The organism is Undibacterium sp. FT79W (genome assembly GCF_014284215.1).
GTDB classification, from domain to species: Bacteria; Pseudomonadota; Gammaproteobacteria; order Burkholderiales; family Burkholderiaceae_D; genus Undibacterium; species Undibacterium aquatile.
The window spans coordinates 101,297-120,283 of sequence record NZ_JACOGB010000009.1; the positions used below are offsets into that span (position 1 = coordinate 101,297).

The 18,987-nt window shown below is 48.3% G+C and carries 12 protein-coding genes; 6 read left to right on the plus strand and 6 right to left on the minus strand.

What is annotated here, in order from left to right:
- Entirely contained in the window at nt 1-1,359 is a 1,359-nt protein-coding gene (locus H8K38_RS16620; protein ID WP_186885974.1) for an NAD(P)-dependent oxidoreductase, read from the minus strand.
- A gap of 253 nt (nt 1,360-1,612) precedes the next feature.
- Nucleotides 1,613-2,923 carry an aspartate aminotransferase family protein gene (locus H8K38_RS16625; protein WP_255423041.1) on the minus strand — a complete coding sequence of 437 codons (1,311 nt, stop codon included), beginning with the start codon at nt 2,921-2,923 and terminating at the stop codon, nt 1,613-1,615.
- A gap of 261 nt (nt 2,924-3,184) precedes the next feature.
- Between H8K38_RS16625 and H8K38_RS16630 the strand changes: the two genes are divergently transcribed.
- From H8K38_RS16630 to tsaD, 4 genes are all read left to right on the plus strand, one after another.
- Complete coding sequence (locus tag H8K38_RS16630; RefSeq protein ID WP_186885975.1) at nt 3,185-4,639, plus strand: PLP-dependent aminotransferase family protein; 1,455 nt, start codon at nt 3,185-3,187, stop codon at nt 4,637-4,639.
- A complete protein-coding gene (locus H8K38_RS16635; RefSeq protein ID WP_255423043.1) occupies nt 4,632-5,261 on the plus strand; it encodes a TetR/AcrR family transcriptional regulator in 630 nt (209 codons plus the stop codon). Before H8K38_RS16630 ends, H8K38_RS16635 begins: the two co-directional genes overlap by 8 nt.
- 177 nt (nt 5,262-5,438) lie before the next feature.
- Nucleotides 5,439-8,783, plus strand: a complete 3,345-nt coding sequence (locus H8K38_RS16640) for a PAS domain S-box protein (RefSeq protein WP_186885977.1) — start codon at nt 5,439-5,441, stop codon at nt 8,781-8,783.
- A 150-nt stretch (nt 8,784-8,933) separates the two neighbouring features.
- The gene (tsaD, locus tag H8K38_RS16645; RefSeq protein ID WP_186885978.1) at nt 8,934-9,962 is read left to right on the plus strand and encodes a tRNA (adenosine(37)-N6)-threonylcarbamoyltransferase complex transferase subunit TsaD; all 1,029 of its coding nucleotides are present in this window, start codon (nt 8,934-8,936) and stop codon (nt 9,960-9,962) included.
- A gap of 148 nt (nt 9,963-10,110) precedes the next feature.
- On the opposite strand, the gene plsY is transcribed toward tsaD, so the two are convergent.
- Both plsY and ybaK read right to left on the minus strand, forming a co-directional pair.
- Nucleotides 10,111-10,716: a glycerol-3-phosphate 1-O-acyltransferase PlsY gene (gene plsY / locus H8K38_RS16650; protein ID WP_186885979.1), complete on the minus strand. Its 606-nt coding sequence runs from the start codon at nt 10,714-10,716 to the stop codon at nt 10,111-10,113.
- Between the two features lie 108 nt (nt 10,717-10,824).
- The gene (gene ybaK, locus H8K38_RS16655; protein WP_186886009.1) at nt 10,825-11,319 is read right to left on the minus strand and encodes a Cys-tRNA(Pro) deacylase; all 495 of its coding nucleotides are present in this window, start codon (nt 11,317-11,319) and stop codon (nt 10,825-10,827) included.
- 705 nt (nt 11,320-12,024) lie between these two features.
- Between ybaK and H8K38_RS16660 the strand changes: the two genes are divergently transcribed.
- Both H8K38_RS16660 and H8K38_RS16665 read left to right on the plus strand, forming a co-directional pair.
- Nucleotides 12,025-14,913, plus strand: coding sequence for a TonB-dependent receptor domain-containing protein (locus H8K38_RS16660; protein ID WP_186885980.1), 2,889 nt, complete (start codon nt 12,025-12,027; stop codon nt 14,911-14,913).
- A gap of 236 nt (nt 14,914-15,149) precedes the next feature.
- Entirely contained in the window at nt 15,150-16,985 is a 1,836-nt protein-coding gene (locus H8K38_RS16665) for a S9 family peptidase (protein ID WP_186885981.1), read from the plus strand.
- Nucleotides 16,986-17,080: 95 nt separating this feature from the next.
- On the opposite strand, the gene xerD is transcribed toward H8K38_RS16665, so the two are convergent.
- Together xerD and H8K38_RS16675 are read right to left on the minus strand one after the other, a co-directional pair.
- Nucleotides 17,081-18,004, minus strand: a complete 924-nt coding sequence (gene xerD, locus H8K38_RS16670) for a site-specific tyrosine recombinase XerD (protein WP_186885982.1) — start codon at nt 18,002-18,004, stop codon at nt 17,081-17,083.
- Between the two features lie 31 nt (nt 18,005-18,035).
- Nucleotides 18,036-18,533 (minus strand): methylated-DNA--[protein]-cysteine S-methyltransferase, encoded by a 498-nt coding sequence (locus H8K38_RS16675; RefSeq protein ID WP_186885983.1) that lies wholly within the window; start codon nt 18,531-18,533, stop codon nt 18,036-18,038.
- Nucleotides 18,534-18,987 lie beyond the last annotated feature (454 nt).

Below are 18,987 nucleotides of genomic sequence, written 5' to 3' on the forward strand. Positions count from 1 at the left end.
TCACACCTTCGCTTTCAAATCGTCATTGATCGCCAGCGCAGCCAGCTTGCCATGTTGTACCGCCTGTACGGTCAAATCTTGTCCGGCAGCGATGCAATCGCCACCGGCATACACCTTAGCCAGACTGGTTCTGTATTTTTCATCGACCCGGATCTTGCCGCCCTCAAGCTGCAAATGCTGTGCAGCAGTATCTTGCAGACTCGCCAGATTCAGGTTCTGGCCTATCGCTTTAAATATCGCCTGGGCAGGAAGTTCTATTGTTTCCCCCGTTGTTTTCAGCTTTCCATCAACGACAACAGTCTTTTCAAATCGCATTCCACCGACGTTTCCTGCTGCATCCAACAACACTTCCTGTGGCTGTGCCCAGGTCAGAATACGAACCTGATTTTCTTTCGCAATCGATTGCTCGTGCGCAGTCGCAGACATATCTTCTGCACCGCGGCGATACACCAGCGTCACGTCTTCTGCACCAAGACGGGCAATCTGAACCGCCATATCGACAGCCGTATTACCCGCACCAATGACGATGCACTGACGCGGAACTGGCAAGCGACTCAGATCATCGGCCTGACGCAATTCTGCGATGTAATCGACTGCCGCGACCATACCCGGCGCATCTTCATGATCGAGACCAAGCCGACGGCTGGCACCTAAACCCAATGCCAGAAACACGGCATCGTAGTCACGCTGCAAATCAGACAGCTGCAAGTTTTTACCTAATACCTGACCATGCCGCACACTGATACCACCGATCTGCAACAGAAAATCGACTTCGCGCTGCGCCGTTTCGCCGACCAGTTTGTATTTTGCAATACCATATTCGTTCAATCCACCTGACTGCGGCTGCGCTTCAAATATCACGACGTCATGCCCTGCCCGCGCCAGTTGATGTGCACAAGAAAGACCTGCCGGACCAGCGCCGACAATCGCGACTTTTTTTCCTGTCACAGCAGCACGCGTAAATGGATGCTCTGGAAAATACATATGATCCAACGCATAGCGCTGCAGCAAACCTATCCTGACTGGCGCACCTTCCGCATCGTGATTTCTGACGCAGGCATGCTCACATAAAATCTCAGTCGGGCAAACACGTGCGCAACTGGCCCCGAGAATGTTCTGATCCAAAATACTTTTTGCCGCCCCATTAATATTGCCGGTCGCGATGTTCTGAATAAAACCGGGAACGTCAATTTCGGTAGGACAGACGCGTGTGCAAGGCGCGTCATAACAATACAAACAACGTTCGCTTTCTATCGCTGCCTGACGGCTGTTTAAACCCGGTTGCAGATCGGTGAATTTTTCCTGCAGCTGTTCATCGCTACTAGTCGCTGATGCAACATGCTTGAGTGCTTCCAACATAGGTGGCTCCAATTCAGCAATATCGTTGGTGATTGTTTATTTCTGATGGCAATAACTTCGTCTGTTTCTGTTAGCAATTTTCGTGACAGGGCGCAGCAATAAGAGGAACGGCGACACCGGTGATGCTCAGCTAAAGTAACTAAACATCAAAATGGTGTCGCCGTCATCGGCAGCACAAAACTCTTTTTCGTTAAGAAGTGTCGCAACAAATCGCTGACAGTGGCAAAGCGACTTCAGCATCCGGTGCAACAGATCAGACCGTTTTTTTCAGGATATCGGCGAGTTTTCCAAACAGATCGTCGATATGTTTTTTCTCCAGTACTAAGGGTGGCGATAATGCAATGATGTCGCCAGTGGTGCGAATCAACACGCCTTCGGCAAATGCCTGCTTGTACACGGCCATCGCACGCGCACCGACTTTCCCCGGAATCGATGCCAGCTCGATCGCACCAATCAGGCCAACATTGCGCAGGTCGATCACATGCGGTAAGCCCTTAAGTGAATGCAACGCATCTTCCCAATACTCAGTCATGCTTTGCGCATGCTCCAGCACTTTTTCTTCTTTAAATACTTTGAGCGAAGCCAACCCGGCAGCACAAGCCAATGGATGACCAGAATAGGTATAGCCGTGGAAAAACTCGATGCCAGCAGGGCTCTGCAGCAGGGTTTCATAAATCATCGCTTTACTGAATACGGCCCCCATAGGTACGACGCCATTGGTGAGCCCTTTAGCGGTCGTCATCAGATCAGGTGTGACATCGAAAAAATCACTGGCAAACGGTGTTGCCATGCGTCCGAAGCCGGTAATCACCTCATCAAAAATCAGCAGAATACCGTGCTTATCGCACAATTCACGCAAGCGCTTCAGGTAACCTTTTGGCGGCAGAATCACGCCGGCGGAACCCGACAACGGTTCCACAATTACTGCCGCTATCGTTGATACGTCATGTAACGCGACAATGCGATCGAGCTCATCGGCAAGATGGGTGCCGTATTCCGGGATGCCACGGCTATATGCATTTTTTTCGAGATTATAGGTATGCGGCAAATAATCGACACCGCCCAACAAATTCGCAAATTGTTTGCGATTGGCGGGCAGGCCACCGAGCGACATACCACCAAAGCCGACACCGTGATAACCGCGCTCACGACTGATGAAACGGGTGCGTTGTGCCTCGCCGCGTGCACGGTGATAGGCCAAGACCATCTTCATCGCCGTATCAACAGATTCAGAACCGGAATTGGTATAAAACACCTGACCGAATTTATTATCGCTGTAATCAATCAACTGTTCGGCGAGTTCAAAAGCCGCCGGATGCCCCATCTGAAATGCCGGTGCGTAATCCAGCGTCGCAATCGCTTCCTGCACCGCTTTGACTATCGTCGGATGAGAATGTCCCAAAGGTACACACCACAACCCAGCGGTACCGTCGAGAATCTCGCGGCCATCCTGATCGCGGTAATACATTCCGGCAGCCGAAGCTACGACGCGCGGCGCTTCCTTGTAATCCCGGTTTGCCGTAAACGGCATCCAATACGCATTGAGTTGTTGTTTGCTAAGCATGTGGCTCTCCTGAAATAATTTACCGATTGGTAAAAGTATGATGAAATCCTAACCAAGCATATGCGCAGAAGACATATACAGCCAGTGGAATTTCACCCAACCGTATTGGCTTTCTGAACTGCACAGTTTCATTCGAACGATACAGACATCCTGACAGACAAGCTGATAGGCGCTGGTAAAAGCAAATGACATACCAATAAGTGTCCAGATCACAGTTCCACGTCAGATGGCAGGATGACCGTTGCAATATCAGGGGATAAAATGGAGTTGACTAAAGAAATACAACAGGCGTCCGGATCACCCCTGTGGCCTCAACTGGCTCTGGAACGAAGCCGTCAAGCCAGCCTGGTTGAGCAGATCGTGCAGGAAGTAAGCCAGTTGATCCGGCAAAATCGCTTAGCGCTCGGCAGCAAGATGCCATCGGTACGTCAGTTTGCCAAATGCAATGCCGTCAGTACCTTCACCGTCGTCGAATCTTACGAGAGGCTGATCACGCTCGGCATGCTGAGTTCACGCCGTGGTTCCGGCTATTTTGTGAGCAAACCTGCCAGTGCGCCATCGCCTCTGCTACATGCGACAACACCAACCATGCTTGATGCGTTAAGCCCTGATTTGTATTCCGGTGTGTCATCCGCTTTACCGGTAGGCTCAGGCTGGCTGCCACCAGAATGGTATGGTGACGATGTCCTGCTCGACGCACTCAGGCAGGCGATGCGCATCCCAACCCAACGTCTGCGCGGCTACGGTCATCCGGCCGGCCTTCCCAGTCTGCGCCAGCATCTGGCTCAGCAGTTGTCACAAGAACTGTTTCAACTTGATGCTGAACAGATCCTGCTCACCAACGGTGCGACACATGCGTTCGACCTGATATTGCGGACACTATGCAAGCCCGGCGACACAGTGCTGGTGGAAAATCCCGGCTACAGCAATTTGCTGTCGCTGATACGCCATCATGGTTGCATTCCGGTCGGCATACAAAGGGATGCGCATGGATTGGATCTGGATGCACTGATGGAAAAAGCCATACTGCATCAGCCAAAAATCATGTTTGTGAATACGGTACTGCAAAATCCGCTTGGCACCAGCCTTTCGCAGGCACAGGCACACCGTCTGCTGGCACTGGCAGAGCAATTCGATTTCTGGCTGGTCGAAGATGATATCTATCGCGAACTATGTACACGCCCAGAACCCTCTTTAGCTGCGATGGACGGGCTCAGACGTGTGATACGGGTAGGCAGTTTTTCCAAAGTACTCTCCCCCACCCTGAGAGTCGGTTCACTCTGCGCCTCGCACTCACTGATCGATGAGTTACTGCGCATCAAAATGCTGACCGGACTAACGACATCGGAAATCAATGAACGTGCGGTGTTGCACGCAATCAGTTCCAGACTCTACCGGCGCATGCTGGAAAAACTTAAACGACAACTTGATACCTCGCGCACCGAGGCAATAAGACTGTTGCAGGATGCAGGCCTGACCCTGCTGACTGAACCACGTGGCGGCATGTTTATCAGCGCCGGATGGCGTGATTCGACAAGAACAGCTCACGAGATAACGACACTGGCACTAAACGCCGGTATCTTACTGGCACCGGCAGATTTTTTCAGTCTTCACGAAACCACTTATCCCTGGTTCCGTTTCAATATTGCGTATTGCAACTCGGCACAACTTCTTACATTTTTACACAGCATCAGCGATGAGTCTGCTCATGGATAAACGTGTGGAAAAAATCTCCAGCGCGCGTGATGCCATTGAGATTCGTATCTTAGACAGCGCGACGCAGGTATTTGCAGAATCCGGATTTCATGGCAGCTCATTGGCCGGGATCGCTGAATGTGCAGGTATCTCTAAACAAAATTTACTGTATTACTTCGCCAATAAACAAGTGTTGTACCAGAAAGTACTGGATCAGATCCTGGATCAATGGCTGGAACGCATGGATTTTCTCGCCACTTCAGATGAAGAACCTGAGCAATTATTACGGCAATACATTCACGCAAAATTACGTTTTTCAAAAGAGCAACCGCAGGCCTCACGCGTCTACGCGATGGAAGTCATCGGCGGTGCGGCGGTGTACTCTCAGCAGATGCGCGAAAAAATTCTGCCTCTATTTAAAAAAGATATAGCGACTTTTGAAAAATGGATAGCAGCGGGCAAAATCAAGGCCGTCAACGCGACCCATTTATTATTTTCCATCTGGGCGATGACACAGTCGTATGCGGACTTTGCAACGCAGATGAATCTGGTTCTTGCGCAGGAGTCGTTATCAGAACAGGATTTCGATGACGCGGAAGAATTCATCGTCAGCATGGTTTTGCACAGACTGCGCGCTTCCTGAGCGCACGCTACGCAGAAAAAATATGAAAGCAATGCGATAAAAATAGACGTTTCAACAATAAATAATGGTGTTTTTTGTTAAACATTATTAGTTGTACCAGTGAAACATGTTACCCAGCCGGCTTTCATGATATGAATGCCAGTTACTTCGAATTGATGCCTGTACCGAATTTCACCTATGTTGCCACCGGAATATCCTGAAAATGAAGCGCTGCGTCTCAGTACGCTCAGGGAATGCCGTCTGCTCGACAGCCAGCCCGAGGAGAGGTTTGATCGCATCACACGCCTTGCCCGCCAGATTTTTCACACCGATATCGCTCTGATTTCTTTAATTGACGAGGAGCGACAATGGTTTAAATCCAGACAAGGTCTGGAAGCGCAGGAAACACATCGCGATATTTCATTTTGCGGTCACGCCATTTTGTCGAGTGATGTCTACGTTGTGGAAGATGCCAGCAAAGATATACGGTTCAGCGATAATCCTTTGGTTCTGGACGCACCCTACATACGTTTTTATGCTGGCGCGCCTTTGCATACAAAAAATGGGCAGCGCATAGGTACACTGTGCATTATCGATAGCGAAGCCAGAATTCTGACCACGCAGGAACTGGCATCGCTGCGCGACCTGGCCGACTGCGTCGAACACGAAATTGCCAACGAACAGGCACACCGTCAGCACGATGCTTTACTGACTCTGGCCCGCATCACTTCGCTTACCTTCGATGATCCGCAAACCTTATTGCGGGAGACGCTTGCGCTTGGTTGTGAATATCTGAAGCTGAGTACCGGCATCATTTCAAAAAATGAAGGCGATAATATTTACGTCAGCGTACTGCAATCAGCGCTGGAAACTTTACACGAAGGGCAGCTGTTTCCCAAAAATCAGACCTATTCTGATTTGCTGAAAGTCGATGAAGGCGTTGTCTGCATCGAACATATAGCTCAGAGCAAATACAGCAATCACCCGAGTTACCAACGCTTCCGGCAGGAAACCTACATCGGCATTCCTCTTTTTCTGGAAGGTCATCGGTATGGAACGCTGGGGTTTTCAGATGACCATCCCCGCGCGACTGCTTATAGCGAAGTCGAAATTGAATTCATCAACGTATTAGGCGACTGGGTCAACAGCACTCTGAAACGACTGGCGCTGGATCATGCGCTGGAACTGCAGCAAAAATTGAATGACGCCGTCGCCCGGGCGCAATCGCAATTTATCAAAGGCAGGGATAAGCGCGAAGGTATCAGGACCTTACTGAACGACATAGTTCTGCTTACTGGCAGCCGATACGGTCAGGTCTGTAAAGTGCAGCAGGGTAAAACGGGCGACTATATCCTGAAAAATTATGTCAGCGCAGAGGTTAGCGACAACGCTGATCGTACGACTTCCGAAGATGATAAAAATGATTTCACGATGGAGGCGGCCACACATTATCTGGATGCGCAGTTTGCTCAGGCTATTAGCACGGGGCAAGCGATATCCGGTAATGCCCTCAGCGGCGCGCTGCATCGATTCTTGTGTGTTCCGGTTTATTACAATGGCGATATCGTCGCCACCATAGGGCTGGCGAACAGCAGCGATGATTACGATCAGCAAACGATAGATTTTCTGCAACCCGTGCTGATCACGATAGGTCAGTTAATCAATGCGGCCAAAGTCCAGCGCCAGCATGAAGAAGGTGAAAGACGCCTGGCAAACATTATCGAGGGCACCAACATTGGCACCTGGGAATGCGATATCGCCAGTGGAGAAACCGTCTACAACGAACGGTGGGCTGAAATGCTCGGTTACACGCTGGCTGAGCTTCAGCCTACGACGGTTCAAACCTGGCTGGATATGTGTCATCCCGAAGACTTGAAACGCTCTACCGCAATGCTGGAGAAGCATTTCAAGGGAGAATTGCCCTACTTCGATCTGGTCAGCCGTATGCGTCATAAGGACGGGCACTGGATATGGATCAGAGACCGAGGGTGCGTGGTCAGTTGGAGCGAAGATGGAAAACCACTTGTTATGTCTGGTAGCCATCAGGATGTCACGCAAGAGCGACTGGCGGAAGAAAAACTGGCGCATGCTTATGCACTCTTGGAGCAATCGAACACGGCAGCACGCATAGGCACATGGGAATTCGACATTCAGAGCCGTAAAGTTTTCTGGAGCCAGGTCACCAGACAAATCCACGAAGTCAGCGACGATTATGAGTGTGATGCAGACCATGCTTTGTTATTTTACAAGCCAGGAAAAAACCGTGACCGGATTTTGCAACTGATGCGTGAAGCGATTGCAGACGGGAAAAAATTTGACGAAGAATTTGAAATCATTACTGCGAAACAAAAACAATGCTGGGTTCGTGCAATCGGCTTGCCATACTATCAGGATGATCAGATCGTTCGCATCTACGGAATTTTTCAGGACATCAGTGACAGCAAGGCAAACGCCGAAGCCTTGCGTGATCAGGCCGCTCACACCGAAGCCATTCTCGACAATGTGCTTGATGGCATCGTCACGATCGATCACACCGGTAAAGTTGACGCGTATAACGCCGCCGCGGCGAAAATATTTGGTTATAACAAAGAGGAAGTGATCGGTCAGAATTTCAATATGCTGCTCCCAGTCTGGGATGATGGCAGCCGGAATCAGAAAATCCGCCAAAATGCATTTGAAGAGGGTATCGGCGTCACGCAGGAAGTCGAAGCCAGACGCAAAGACGGCAGTATTTTTCCGCTGGATTTATCCGTCTCAACTGTGCGGCGACGCGGACACCCGTTGTATATCGGGCTGGTGCGCGATATTACCGAACGCAAGCGACTAGAAAGAATTAAAAACGAATTTATTTCTACCGTCAGTCATGAATTGCGGACACCGCTCACCTCGATTTCGGGTGCGCTCGGTCTGGTTCTCGGCGGCGCAACCGGTGCCTTACCAAAAAATCTGGCGCCGTTACTGACAATTGCCAGCAAAAACAGCCAGCGCCTGACGTTCCTGATTAATGATTTGCTCGACATGGAAAAACTCAGTGCCGGGCAGATGCATTTCAATATACAAAATTACCCTCTGAATTATCTACTCACGCAGGCACTGGAAAGCAATCTGACGTTCGGTATGCAAAGAAAAATTCATCTGCAATTACAGGCACCGGTTCCGGATGTCACTGTGGCCGTCGATAGCCAGCGGCTGATGCAGATATTGTCCAACCTGCTATCGAATGCGATCAAATATTCGCCTGAGAATGAAACGGTGGAAATCAGCGCAGCCATCAGGACAAATACCGTGCGCATTTCCGTGCGAGATCATGGTGAAGGTATTCCAGCCGATTTTCATTCGCGTATTTTTCAGAAATTTGCCCAGGCAGATTCATCGAACACCAGGGAAAAAGGTGGTACCGGCCTGGGGCTCGCAATTTCCAGAGAGCTGGTTGAACACATGGGCGGCAATATCGGTTTTGATTCCGACTTACACAAAGGGGCACATTTCTATATCGATCTGCCCATCGCTACACCGCGCCCACCGATGCCTGTATCACAGTAAAAAGACGCTGAGGCGGCTATAATCTCGTTGGTGCGAAAATTCCCCATGTAAATGTCCTCGTTGGATTTTTATTCCCGCAGCGGTTGATGCAGATGCGTTTTTTGCTAAAACGCAGCTTTTTTATACTTCAAAAATTTCAAAAATAACTTCATGATAGTGCTCGGTGTTGAATCTTCCTGTGACGAAACAGGGCTGGCTTTGTATGACACGCAACGCGGTTTGCTCGCGCATGCCTTACATTCCCAAATCGCCATGCACAGAGAATATGGCGGTGTCGTACCGGAACTGGCTTCGCGCGATCATGTCCGCCGCACTCTGCCTTTATTAAATGAAGTCATGCAGAAAGCAACGATACAGAAACCGGATATCGATGCGATTGCCTACACACAGGGGCCCGGGCTGGCTGGTGCCTTATTGGTTGGTGCCTCTTTTGCCTGCGGACTTGGAATGGCACTGAATAAACCGGTACTCGGCGTGCATCATCTCGAAGGCCATTTGCTGTCACCGCTGCTGGCCAGTCAGCCGCCGGAGTTTCCGTTTATCGCCTTATTAGTTTCAGGCGGCCACACCCAATTAATGCGGGTAGATGGCATCGGTGCATATCAGTTACTCGGTGAAACCCTTGATGACGCTGCGGGCGAAGCATTCGACAAATCTGCAAAACTACTCGGGCTGCCTTATCCGGGCGGCCCCGAAATTTCCCGGCTGGCAGAATTCGGCAATCCTGGCGTCTTTACATTTCCGCGCCCTATGCTGCACTCCAAAGACTTGAATTTCAGTTTTTCTGGTCTCAAAACGGCAGTACTGACTGTCGTCAAAAATCAGACCGCCAATATCTGCGAACAAAGCAAGGCAGATATCGCGCGCGGTTTCGTCGATGCGCTGGTCGACGTGCTGGTTGCCAAGTGCGTCACTGCCATGAAAGAAAGTGGCCTCAAACGCTTAGTCATCGCTGGTGGCGTCGGTGCAAATCGGCAATTACGTGCGGCGTTGAATGCGGCTGCCGCCAAACGTCGCTTTCAGGTGTATTACCCGGAACTGGAATTCTGCACTGACAATGGTGCAATGATCGCATTCGCAGGCGCAATGCGACTCAAAAAAAATCCCGCGGCAGCGACACGGGATTATGGTTTCAATGTGCGGCCACGCTGGCCTTTGCATGAATTAAGCGTCGCCTGATTACTACGCCAGCCAAGGCCTGAATCGCTTATTCACCGTTCGTAAGCAAAAAGGCCGTTATCGCAACGCGCCTTTTTTGTTACGGAGAGTGACGTGCTATGGACACGAAGTCAGCGCGCAGCACTCAATGCGCGGCACACAGGAATTCTTACTTTTTCTTGCTGCCAATTTTGCTTTCTTTACCCTTCATCAGATTCACAATGTTCTGACTATGACGGTAAACCAGCAGACCACTCATAACAAATACGGCCAGTAACTTCACATCCGGGCCAAATAACATGCCGTAATAGAGTGGCGCAAAAATCGCGGCGATCAGTGCCGCCAGTGAGGAATAACGAAATGCAAAGGCAATCACCAGCCAGGTCACCAACGTCGCAACACCGAGCCAGGCATTAATACCAATCAATACGCCAGCCGCAGTGGCCACGCCTTTGCCGCCAACAAACTTAAAGAATACCGGCCACAGATGCCCGAGGAAAACCGCAATAGCGACCAGCGCAATGCTGCCATCATCAAGATTAAACTGCTCCGCATAGTGCGTCGCCAGCCAGACCGCAAACCAGCCTTTGACCGCGTCCCCCAGCAGCGTCAATACTGCGGCCGCCTTATTACCACTACGCAAAACATTCGTTGCACCGGGATTTTTAGAACCATAAGTACGCGGATCAGATAAACCAAATAATTTGCTCACCACCACGGCAAACGAGACAGAACCAATCAGGTAAGCCAGCACACCGGCCAGAATAGTATTCATGTGTTTCCTAAAGAAGCTACGGGGCGAAAAATATACTCCCCCCAGTATTTTTAAAAGCGCTTTATTTACGCAGACAATAAGGGCATTTTATAACATACTCCCTCAGAATTACTCTTCCAGAGCGCATTCAACAGCGCGCGCCTGCAATAAACTCTGCAACAGCGCGGGGGAAATTCCGACGAGATAACCGCGACGGCCACCGTTAATATAAATTTTCGGTAAATCAAGAATCGCCTGCTCGACATAAATCGGCATCACTTTTTTAGTGCCGAACGGCGAGGTGCCGCCGACCATATAACCCGAATGCTTTTGCGCAATTTCCGGTTTGCAGGGCTCGATAGATTTACAGCCGATCTGTCGCGCCAGATTTTTAGTTGATACCTTACGATCACCGTGCATCAACACGATTAAAGGTTTCGCCGCCTCGTCCTGCATGACCAGCGTCTTGATCACATGATGCTCATCCACCCCCAGCTCACGCGCAGAAACCGCAGTACCGCCATGTTCTTCGTAGGCGTAAGGATGCTCAGAAAACTCCGCCTTGTTTTTACGCAAAAACTGCGTCGCAGGCGTTTCAGATACGTGTTCTTTCTTAGCCAAAATTTAACCTCGTATTGCTATTAATATATTCAAGCGATTATAGCCGTTGCGTACAAACTGGAAATGTATCTGATACTCAAAACCGGGTCATCCGAATTGCTTTTAATGCACAGAAATAATTCAAGGAAATGGAAAATTGAATGAAGATAGGAATAAAAAGTTTTTATTTTCCATTCTACGCACTAATTAAGTGCAAATTTGTAGGGTACTTATGCAAAAAATGATGGCTGACCGTAACAAAAAGTATCCCTTTCCGACAAAAATTTTCAAGAAAAATACGCAGTCATAGAAAAGCCATAATCAGTAAACCGTTGGCCATTCATCTACCTATGGGCCGAAATAAATTTTAAATTTCAATTACTTAGTACAACTTAGTTGAAGCAAATGGGACATTCATAGCGAGTTCAATTGAACAGACAAATCCCATTTCATGGGAAAAAGAAAAAAAATTTTCATTCCTGTATCCAATACGCAACAAATAGTCATATTAATGTAACAAACACTTTCACATATACCCATTTTATTTACATAATCGAAGTACGTCTGATTTATTAACTTTCATTTTCTTTCAAAGTCTGATTAGGTCAAAAGACAAATACCATTTGCGCGGAAGCATCTTCAGGATCGTTTTCTATATCGCTTTGAGTCTTTATCTACTCAGTTTTTTTAAGCATCAGCGTTGCGTTCGTTAACCGTTTGGGGATCATTATGATTTTTAAAGAAAAGATAGGCGTACAGTCAGTACGCTTGGCAATCGGAGTTTTAGCTGGCACGGTCATGTTATCCGGCATGGCTCAAGCTCAAGAAGAGAAAAGTGTTCAGAAAGTCGAAATCACTGGTTCTAATATTAAACGTGCTGATAAAGAAGGCACATCTCCGATTCAGACTATTACTGCAAAAGAAATCAAAGAAAGTGGCGCAACCACAGTTCTCGATTTGTTGAAACAAGTCCCATCGATGGGTACTGGCGGTTATAACGATACTCCTGATCAAAATAGCTTTTCCCGCGGTGTAGCAACGGCGTCCTTGCGTGGTCTTAGCTCTACTTCCACACTGATTCTGTTGAATGGCCGTCGTATGGCTCCATCTGCCTACGCCAATCCAAATAACGGTCAGTCTGCGTTGTATGATCTGAACAGTATTCCACTGTCTGCTCTGGAACGCGTCGAAATTTTCAAAGACGGCGCATCTGCTGTGTATGGCTCAGACGCGATTGCAGGCGTTATCAACTTCATTACCAAACGCGATTACAAAGGCGGCGAAGTCAGTGTATCCGCAGGCGCGAATGATGATCGCGAATTTGGTCGCCAAAATGTGAACGGCACCATTGGTTTTGGCGATTTCGCAAGCCAAGGCTATAACGTTTTAGTGTCATTGGATGCGACGAAGAAACAAGCTACCAGCGAACGCAATGGTTCCAACGATATCCAGGCTGAACAATATGCAGCCATGAACTATCGTCTGAATCCATATTCCAGTTTTGCTTCTAATCAAGGTTTTTTCTATAAAGAAAGATCACCTAACACTAAGTCATTCATTACGACTGGCCCTACGGTTATCAATCAAACTAATTGCGACGCGTCCCGTAAAATAACTGGTTCTGCAGCAAATGGCATCGCGACAAGCAGTGTATTGTATGGCCGTACTTTCTGTAACTACGATGCAGATCAATTTACCGATGTTCAGGGTAAATCCGACGACATCAACTTCATGGCAGTCGGCAACCTGAAAATTAATGAAAATCTGTCTGCATTCAGTGAAGTTGCTTTCACTGATTCGAAACGGGTTTATCGTTCGGCGGCCAGAACCATTGACGGCAGATCTCCAACGACTAACTATGTTGTTGGTGGCCTTGGAGACCCATTCCAAGCTATTCTGCCAATCGGTCATCCAGACAATCCAAACCCAGATGCGCGCTCAGCAGTCGTTTATCGCTTCGAGAACCTGAAAACAGGTACTGATCTGGAAAACCAAAATGCTCGTCTGCTGGCTGGTTTGCGTGGCAGCCTCGGTAGCTGGGATTGGGAATCTGCTCTTTTGTGGAACCGTTCTAAACGCATTGAGACATCGTACGGTTTCCTGTATCTGCCAACTTTGCGTAAGTTGATTACAGAAAACCGCTCACTGGCTTCTTTGGCAGCGGATCCTACGATCACTAAAGACCTGACAAATAACGGAACTTCGCAAATCGCCCAATGGGATGGTAAAGCCAGCACTGAATTTGGTAGCTTGCCGGGTGGTGCAATCGGTTTCGCGGTCGGTGCAGAACTCCGCCAGGAAAAACTGTCTATTAGTCCTGATGCGGCAAATGCTCGCGGTGACATTCTGGGTCTGGCGACAACTGCAATTGAAGCAAAACGTAATGTTTCTTCGGCTTTCTTTGAAGTCCGTACTCCATTCATGAAAAACTTCGAGATGGATTTTGCAGGTCGTGTGGATAAATATCCGAACCTGAAGGCCAACTTCGTTCCTAAGGTCGGCGCAAAATGGACTGCAACTGATAGCCTTGCTTTCCGTGGTAGCTATTCAGAGGGTTTCCGTGCTCCGGCATTATCACAAGTTGCGCCAGGTGGTGCACAGTACTTCCTCAGTAACGTTGTTGATCCTGTTCGCTGCCCGAGTGGTACAACACCTGTTGCCGGTGCAGATCAAACCGATTGCGCTAAGAGTATGTCAGGGGTCGGCGGCGCAAATCCTGATCTGAAGCCAGAAACATCCAAGAGTCTGGCGCTGGGCTTGATTTTCTCGCCAACAAAAGACTTTGACATGACCGTGGATGCTTATAAACTGCGCCAAGAGGGTGTTGTTGCTCTTGCTGATTCCACTTTCTTGCTCACACATCCTGCTAATTTCCCGGCAGATTACATCACTCGTGATACGAATCCATTGAATCAGTTGAAAGATGCGAATGGTAATCCTATCTCAGGTACGGGTCCACTTCTGGCGATAAAAACGCCATGGACCAACCAAGGTAGCACTGAAGTCAGCGGTATTGACGTTGATATGAAATTACGTACAAATCTGGGTGAATACGGCAAACTGACTACCGGTCTGCAAACGACCTACCTGATCTCCTACCGTCGTGCAGAACAACCAGGTGACGTAGAGCGTAATGCTGTTGGTACAGCTGGTGATCTGAACGACTTTGCAACCTCGGTTGGACCTATTCCTCGTTTGAGAGCAACATTGAGTGGTCGTTGGGAAAAAGGTCCTCATAGCGTTAATGGAGCAATCCGCTTTGTTGATAGCATCACGCAATATCGTCGTTACAACAATGATGTTACCTATGCAAATGGTGGAGTTTGTCATTGGGGTTCTGGTCAGCCTGCAGGTACGCCGCAGTTGGGAGGCATTCCTAAGTACCTCGACTACTATCCAGATTGCACAGTTCCAAGCTGGACAACAGTTGACCTTGGCTATACTTACACCGGTTTCAAAGATCTGACACTGGGTATCAACATCAGCAATATTTTGGATACCAAAGCACCTTACTATCCAACAATTACTGCTGCGTCCATCGCTCAGGGTTACAACTCGACACTGCATAACAATACTGGCCGTTATTTCCGCGTATCTGCGAAATATACTTTCCGTTAATATTGTGTAGTTAGCTGGACAATAAACGCCTCGTTCAACGGGGCGTTTATTTTTTCTATCGCCTGAATCACTTTCTCTTTGAGGAATTTATGCAAACATTGCTTCACAAATTTTGTAGGGCGCTCGCTATTGGAGTATTGATTACCAGCACTGCCGCAATGCCATTGTCAGCTCATGCACAAAACAAACTGATACCAGTAGAAAATTTTTTCAAAAGCGAACAGATCTCGAATGTCATGTTTTCACCTGACGGCAAAAACATCGCGATGTTGGCTGCAGGAGCAAATGATCGTTTGGTTCTGGCGATCATGGAAGTGGATAAGTTAAAGCCAAAAATTGTGGCTGGTTACGAAAAGACTGACGTGGTATTTTTTAGCTGGGTAAATAACCAACGACTTGTTTTTGGCGTCGGAGATCGCGCCATTGGCGATGGTGACCGCGATAGAGGCAATGGTTTATTTGCAATTAATATAGATGGCAGTGAGTTACGAGAATTGATTGCGACCGGTGACACCGGTGGCAAATTCAGAGTGCTCAATGGCTATCACGATTTTCTTGATGTCACTCACGTGCCAGACTCCAATGACGTGTATATAACGCGCAGCACTGGAACGCGTAAAACACCGTCTTACACTTTAATGAAACTGAATACCCTGAACGGCTACAACGAAACCGTACAGACTCCTACGAACTCCGTTAGTTTCATGATTGATAAATTCGGCGACGTAAGGGTTGCAGAAACCTCTGAGGACAACCTCTCTGCTGTTCATTATAAAGACCCAAAAACACAGCAATGGCGAAAATTGATTGAGTACGACAACGTAAAAGGGCATGGTTTCTCTCCAGCATTTATTGCACCGGATGGCCAGTTTTATGTCACAACGGCGAAGAAAAGTGACACGGTTTCCGTGTTCCGTTTTGATCTGGAAAAAAATAAACTGGATGACACGCCTATCGTCGCCACAAAAGGATTTGATTTCCATGGTAATTTCGTTTTTAACAAAGAAGAAAATAAGCTTCTAGGGATTCATTACGAGAGCGATGCTTTTTCTACTTTATGGCTGGATGAAAAATGGAATAGTTTGCAAAAAGCAGTCGATGCCGCACTGCCAAATACGGCAAATCTGATTTGGGGCCCGGAAACTACGAACAACGATACTATCCTTGTTCACTCGTTCTCTGACGTTCATCCTGGATCCTATTTGCTCTTTAACACCGAGACAAAGAAATTTGTTCCGATTGGTGACGTCCATCCTGAAATCAATTCTAAGACCATGTCCTATAAAGACTTTGTCCGCATTAAAGTGCGGGATGGTATGGAAATTCCGGCCTATATCACGCTGCCAAAAAACGGTAGTGGTAAAAATTTACCCATGGTGGTGATGGTACATGGCGGCCCTTATGTCCGGGGTGGACATTGGGAATGGAACCGCGAAACACAGTTTCTTGCATCTCGCGGCTATGCTGTACTTGAACCTGACTTCCGCGGTAGTACAGGTTATGGAATCAAGTTGTTCCGGGCGGGCTGGAAACAATGGGGACTGGCAATGCAGGATGACGTAACAGATGCGACAAAATGGGCGATTGCTCAGGGTTATGCTGACCCCAAACGTATCTGCATCGCAGGCGCCAGCTATGGTGGTTACGCAACACTGATGGGCTTAATCAAAGAGCCGGATTTGTATCGTTGCGGTATCAGTTGGGTTGGTGTGACTGACATCAATTACTTATTTGATGTCACCTGGAGTGATACCTCTGGTTCGGCGTGGACACGTTACGGTATGCCATTGATGATCGGTGATCAGACCAAGGATGCAGAACAACTGAAAGCGACCTCGCCTGTCACGCAAGCACATCGTTTAACAAAACCATTGATTCTTGCTTATGGCGCAGCAGATCGAAGAGTGCCATTGGTACACGGTGAACAATTCAAAAAAGCAGCACCTAAAGACGCAAAAATTGAATGGATCACTTATCCGAATGAAGGCCACGGATGGCGCACCCTGAAAAACAATGTTGACTTTTGGACCCGCGCTGAAAAATTCTTAAACGAAAATACCGCAGTGAAATAAGTCGTTCAACAAAATTACCAGACCTGCGTCGCTCAGAGCCCCGCAGGTTTTTTTATTTCTTACGGCGGATATACCGCGTTATACAATACAAATAATCACCCTCGCGGATGATGCAATGCGTGCAGTTTTTTTAATCGCTCTCTGGCAACGTGAGTGTAAATTTGTGTCGTGGAGATGTCAGCATGTCCCAGCAACAGCTGCACGACTCTCAAGTCCGCCCCGTGATTGAGTAAATGCGTGGCAAATGCGTGGCGTAAGGTGTGGGGGGAGAGATGAATCGTAATCCCGGCCTGTGCTGCATATTTCTTGAGCAGGATCCAGAACATCTGCCGTGTCATCGCACCGCCGCGCGCTGTCACGAATAAAGCGTCGTCGATCTGGCCGTTTAATATCACCGGACGTGCTTGTTTCAAATAACGTTCCAGCCATAATCTGGCGTGCTCACCAAATGGTACCAAGCGTGTTTTATCCCCTTTACCGGTTACACGCAGAACTCCCTCGTTTAAACCAACTTCCAAAGATTTGAGTTGCACCAGTTCGCTGACGCGCAACCCGCATGCATAGAGCAATTCCAGCATGGTGCGATCCCGTAGCCCGAGAGGAGAATCATCGGGAGCCTGCAGCAAAGACTCTACCTGTGTTTCGCTCAGGGTTTTGGGTAAGCGGACGGGTTGTTTTGCCGATTTGAGTTTGCTGCACGGATTTTGTCTGACCAGATTCTGCCGGACAGCCAGCAAATAAAAACGTTTCAATACGCTAAGACGACGATTGGCAGAAGTTGCCTTGGATGATGTGTGTTTCAGCGCGATATAGGCGCTGATATCGCCGTAATCTGCCTGATATAAGTCTTTGCCAGTCGCTTCGGACAACCATTCGGCAAACAGGCGCATATCGCGCCGGTAAGCTTCTACGGTATTTTTTGCCAACCCGTCTTCAAGCCACAAAACATCACAGAACTGGTCTATCTGCGCCATCAATTCTGCAGGTAATAAAAATGGCACCGAATTATCTTTCGGCATTAAACCGGTCTTTTTTAAACTGACAACATCCTCATGCATAATCAGCTACACCTTCATGCGCCAGCAACCAGCGCTTTACGCCCAGATGAAAACCCGTTTCATCATCATGATGAGCAAACCCGCCCAAACCACCCGCTGCGGTGACGCGATGACAGGGAATCACCAGCGGATACCAGTTCGCGCCACAAGCCTGACCAACCGCGCGCGGTGCAGAGCGGATTTGCTTGGCAATCTGCCCGTAAGTCAGCACCTGACCTCGTGGAATAGCTGAAATTCCACGCCAGACCGAATTTTGAAATGTCGTACCAACAGCCCGCAAAGGAAGATCAAACTGAAAATCAGGGTCGTCGAAGTAGTGCAGTATTTGTGTCGCCACCTTCTCTGAGAGGGAATCACCTGGGTCTTTCTCATGGAACCTTGGTGGCAAATAAACCAGCTCAGTCAGTAAGGAATCAGCGACGCGGATTCCGACTGCGCCAAATGGTGCAGCAACGATGGCAGAAAAAATACCGCTCTCTTTGTCTGACATGAGTGTTCCTCAAAAAGGGAAAAGCTTGCTTCAGTATGTACGACGAGAACATGCCCATCGCCAGATCAGCCTGCTCATCAATCAAATCTCTGTGGATTTTAAACGTCAGCGCACTTGTCGTCAGCATAAAAAAATAGCAAACAGATACTGACAAATTTATCCGCCAGATGTGCTGATTCCAGAATGCTTACCGCGATAAATATCATCCGGAAAAGAAAAAAGGCGCATCAATGATGCGCCTTGAAAGCATGTTTCGCGTTTTCGGCTGTTTAGTTATTGTGTTTCCACAATACTCAGCTTGTAATAAAAACGCGCGTCTCCTCAGTGTACGGCATTGGGTACCGTTTTCTTGCACTACCGCCTTTTAATCTTCTGAACTGCTAAAAGTTCGACTGCGCAGAATATAGCACGACCGAATACCAGTGACAAAAAAAAACTACGCAAAAATACTTAA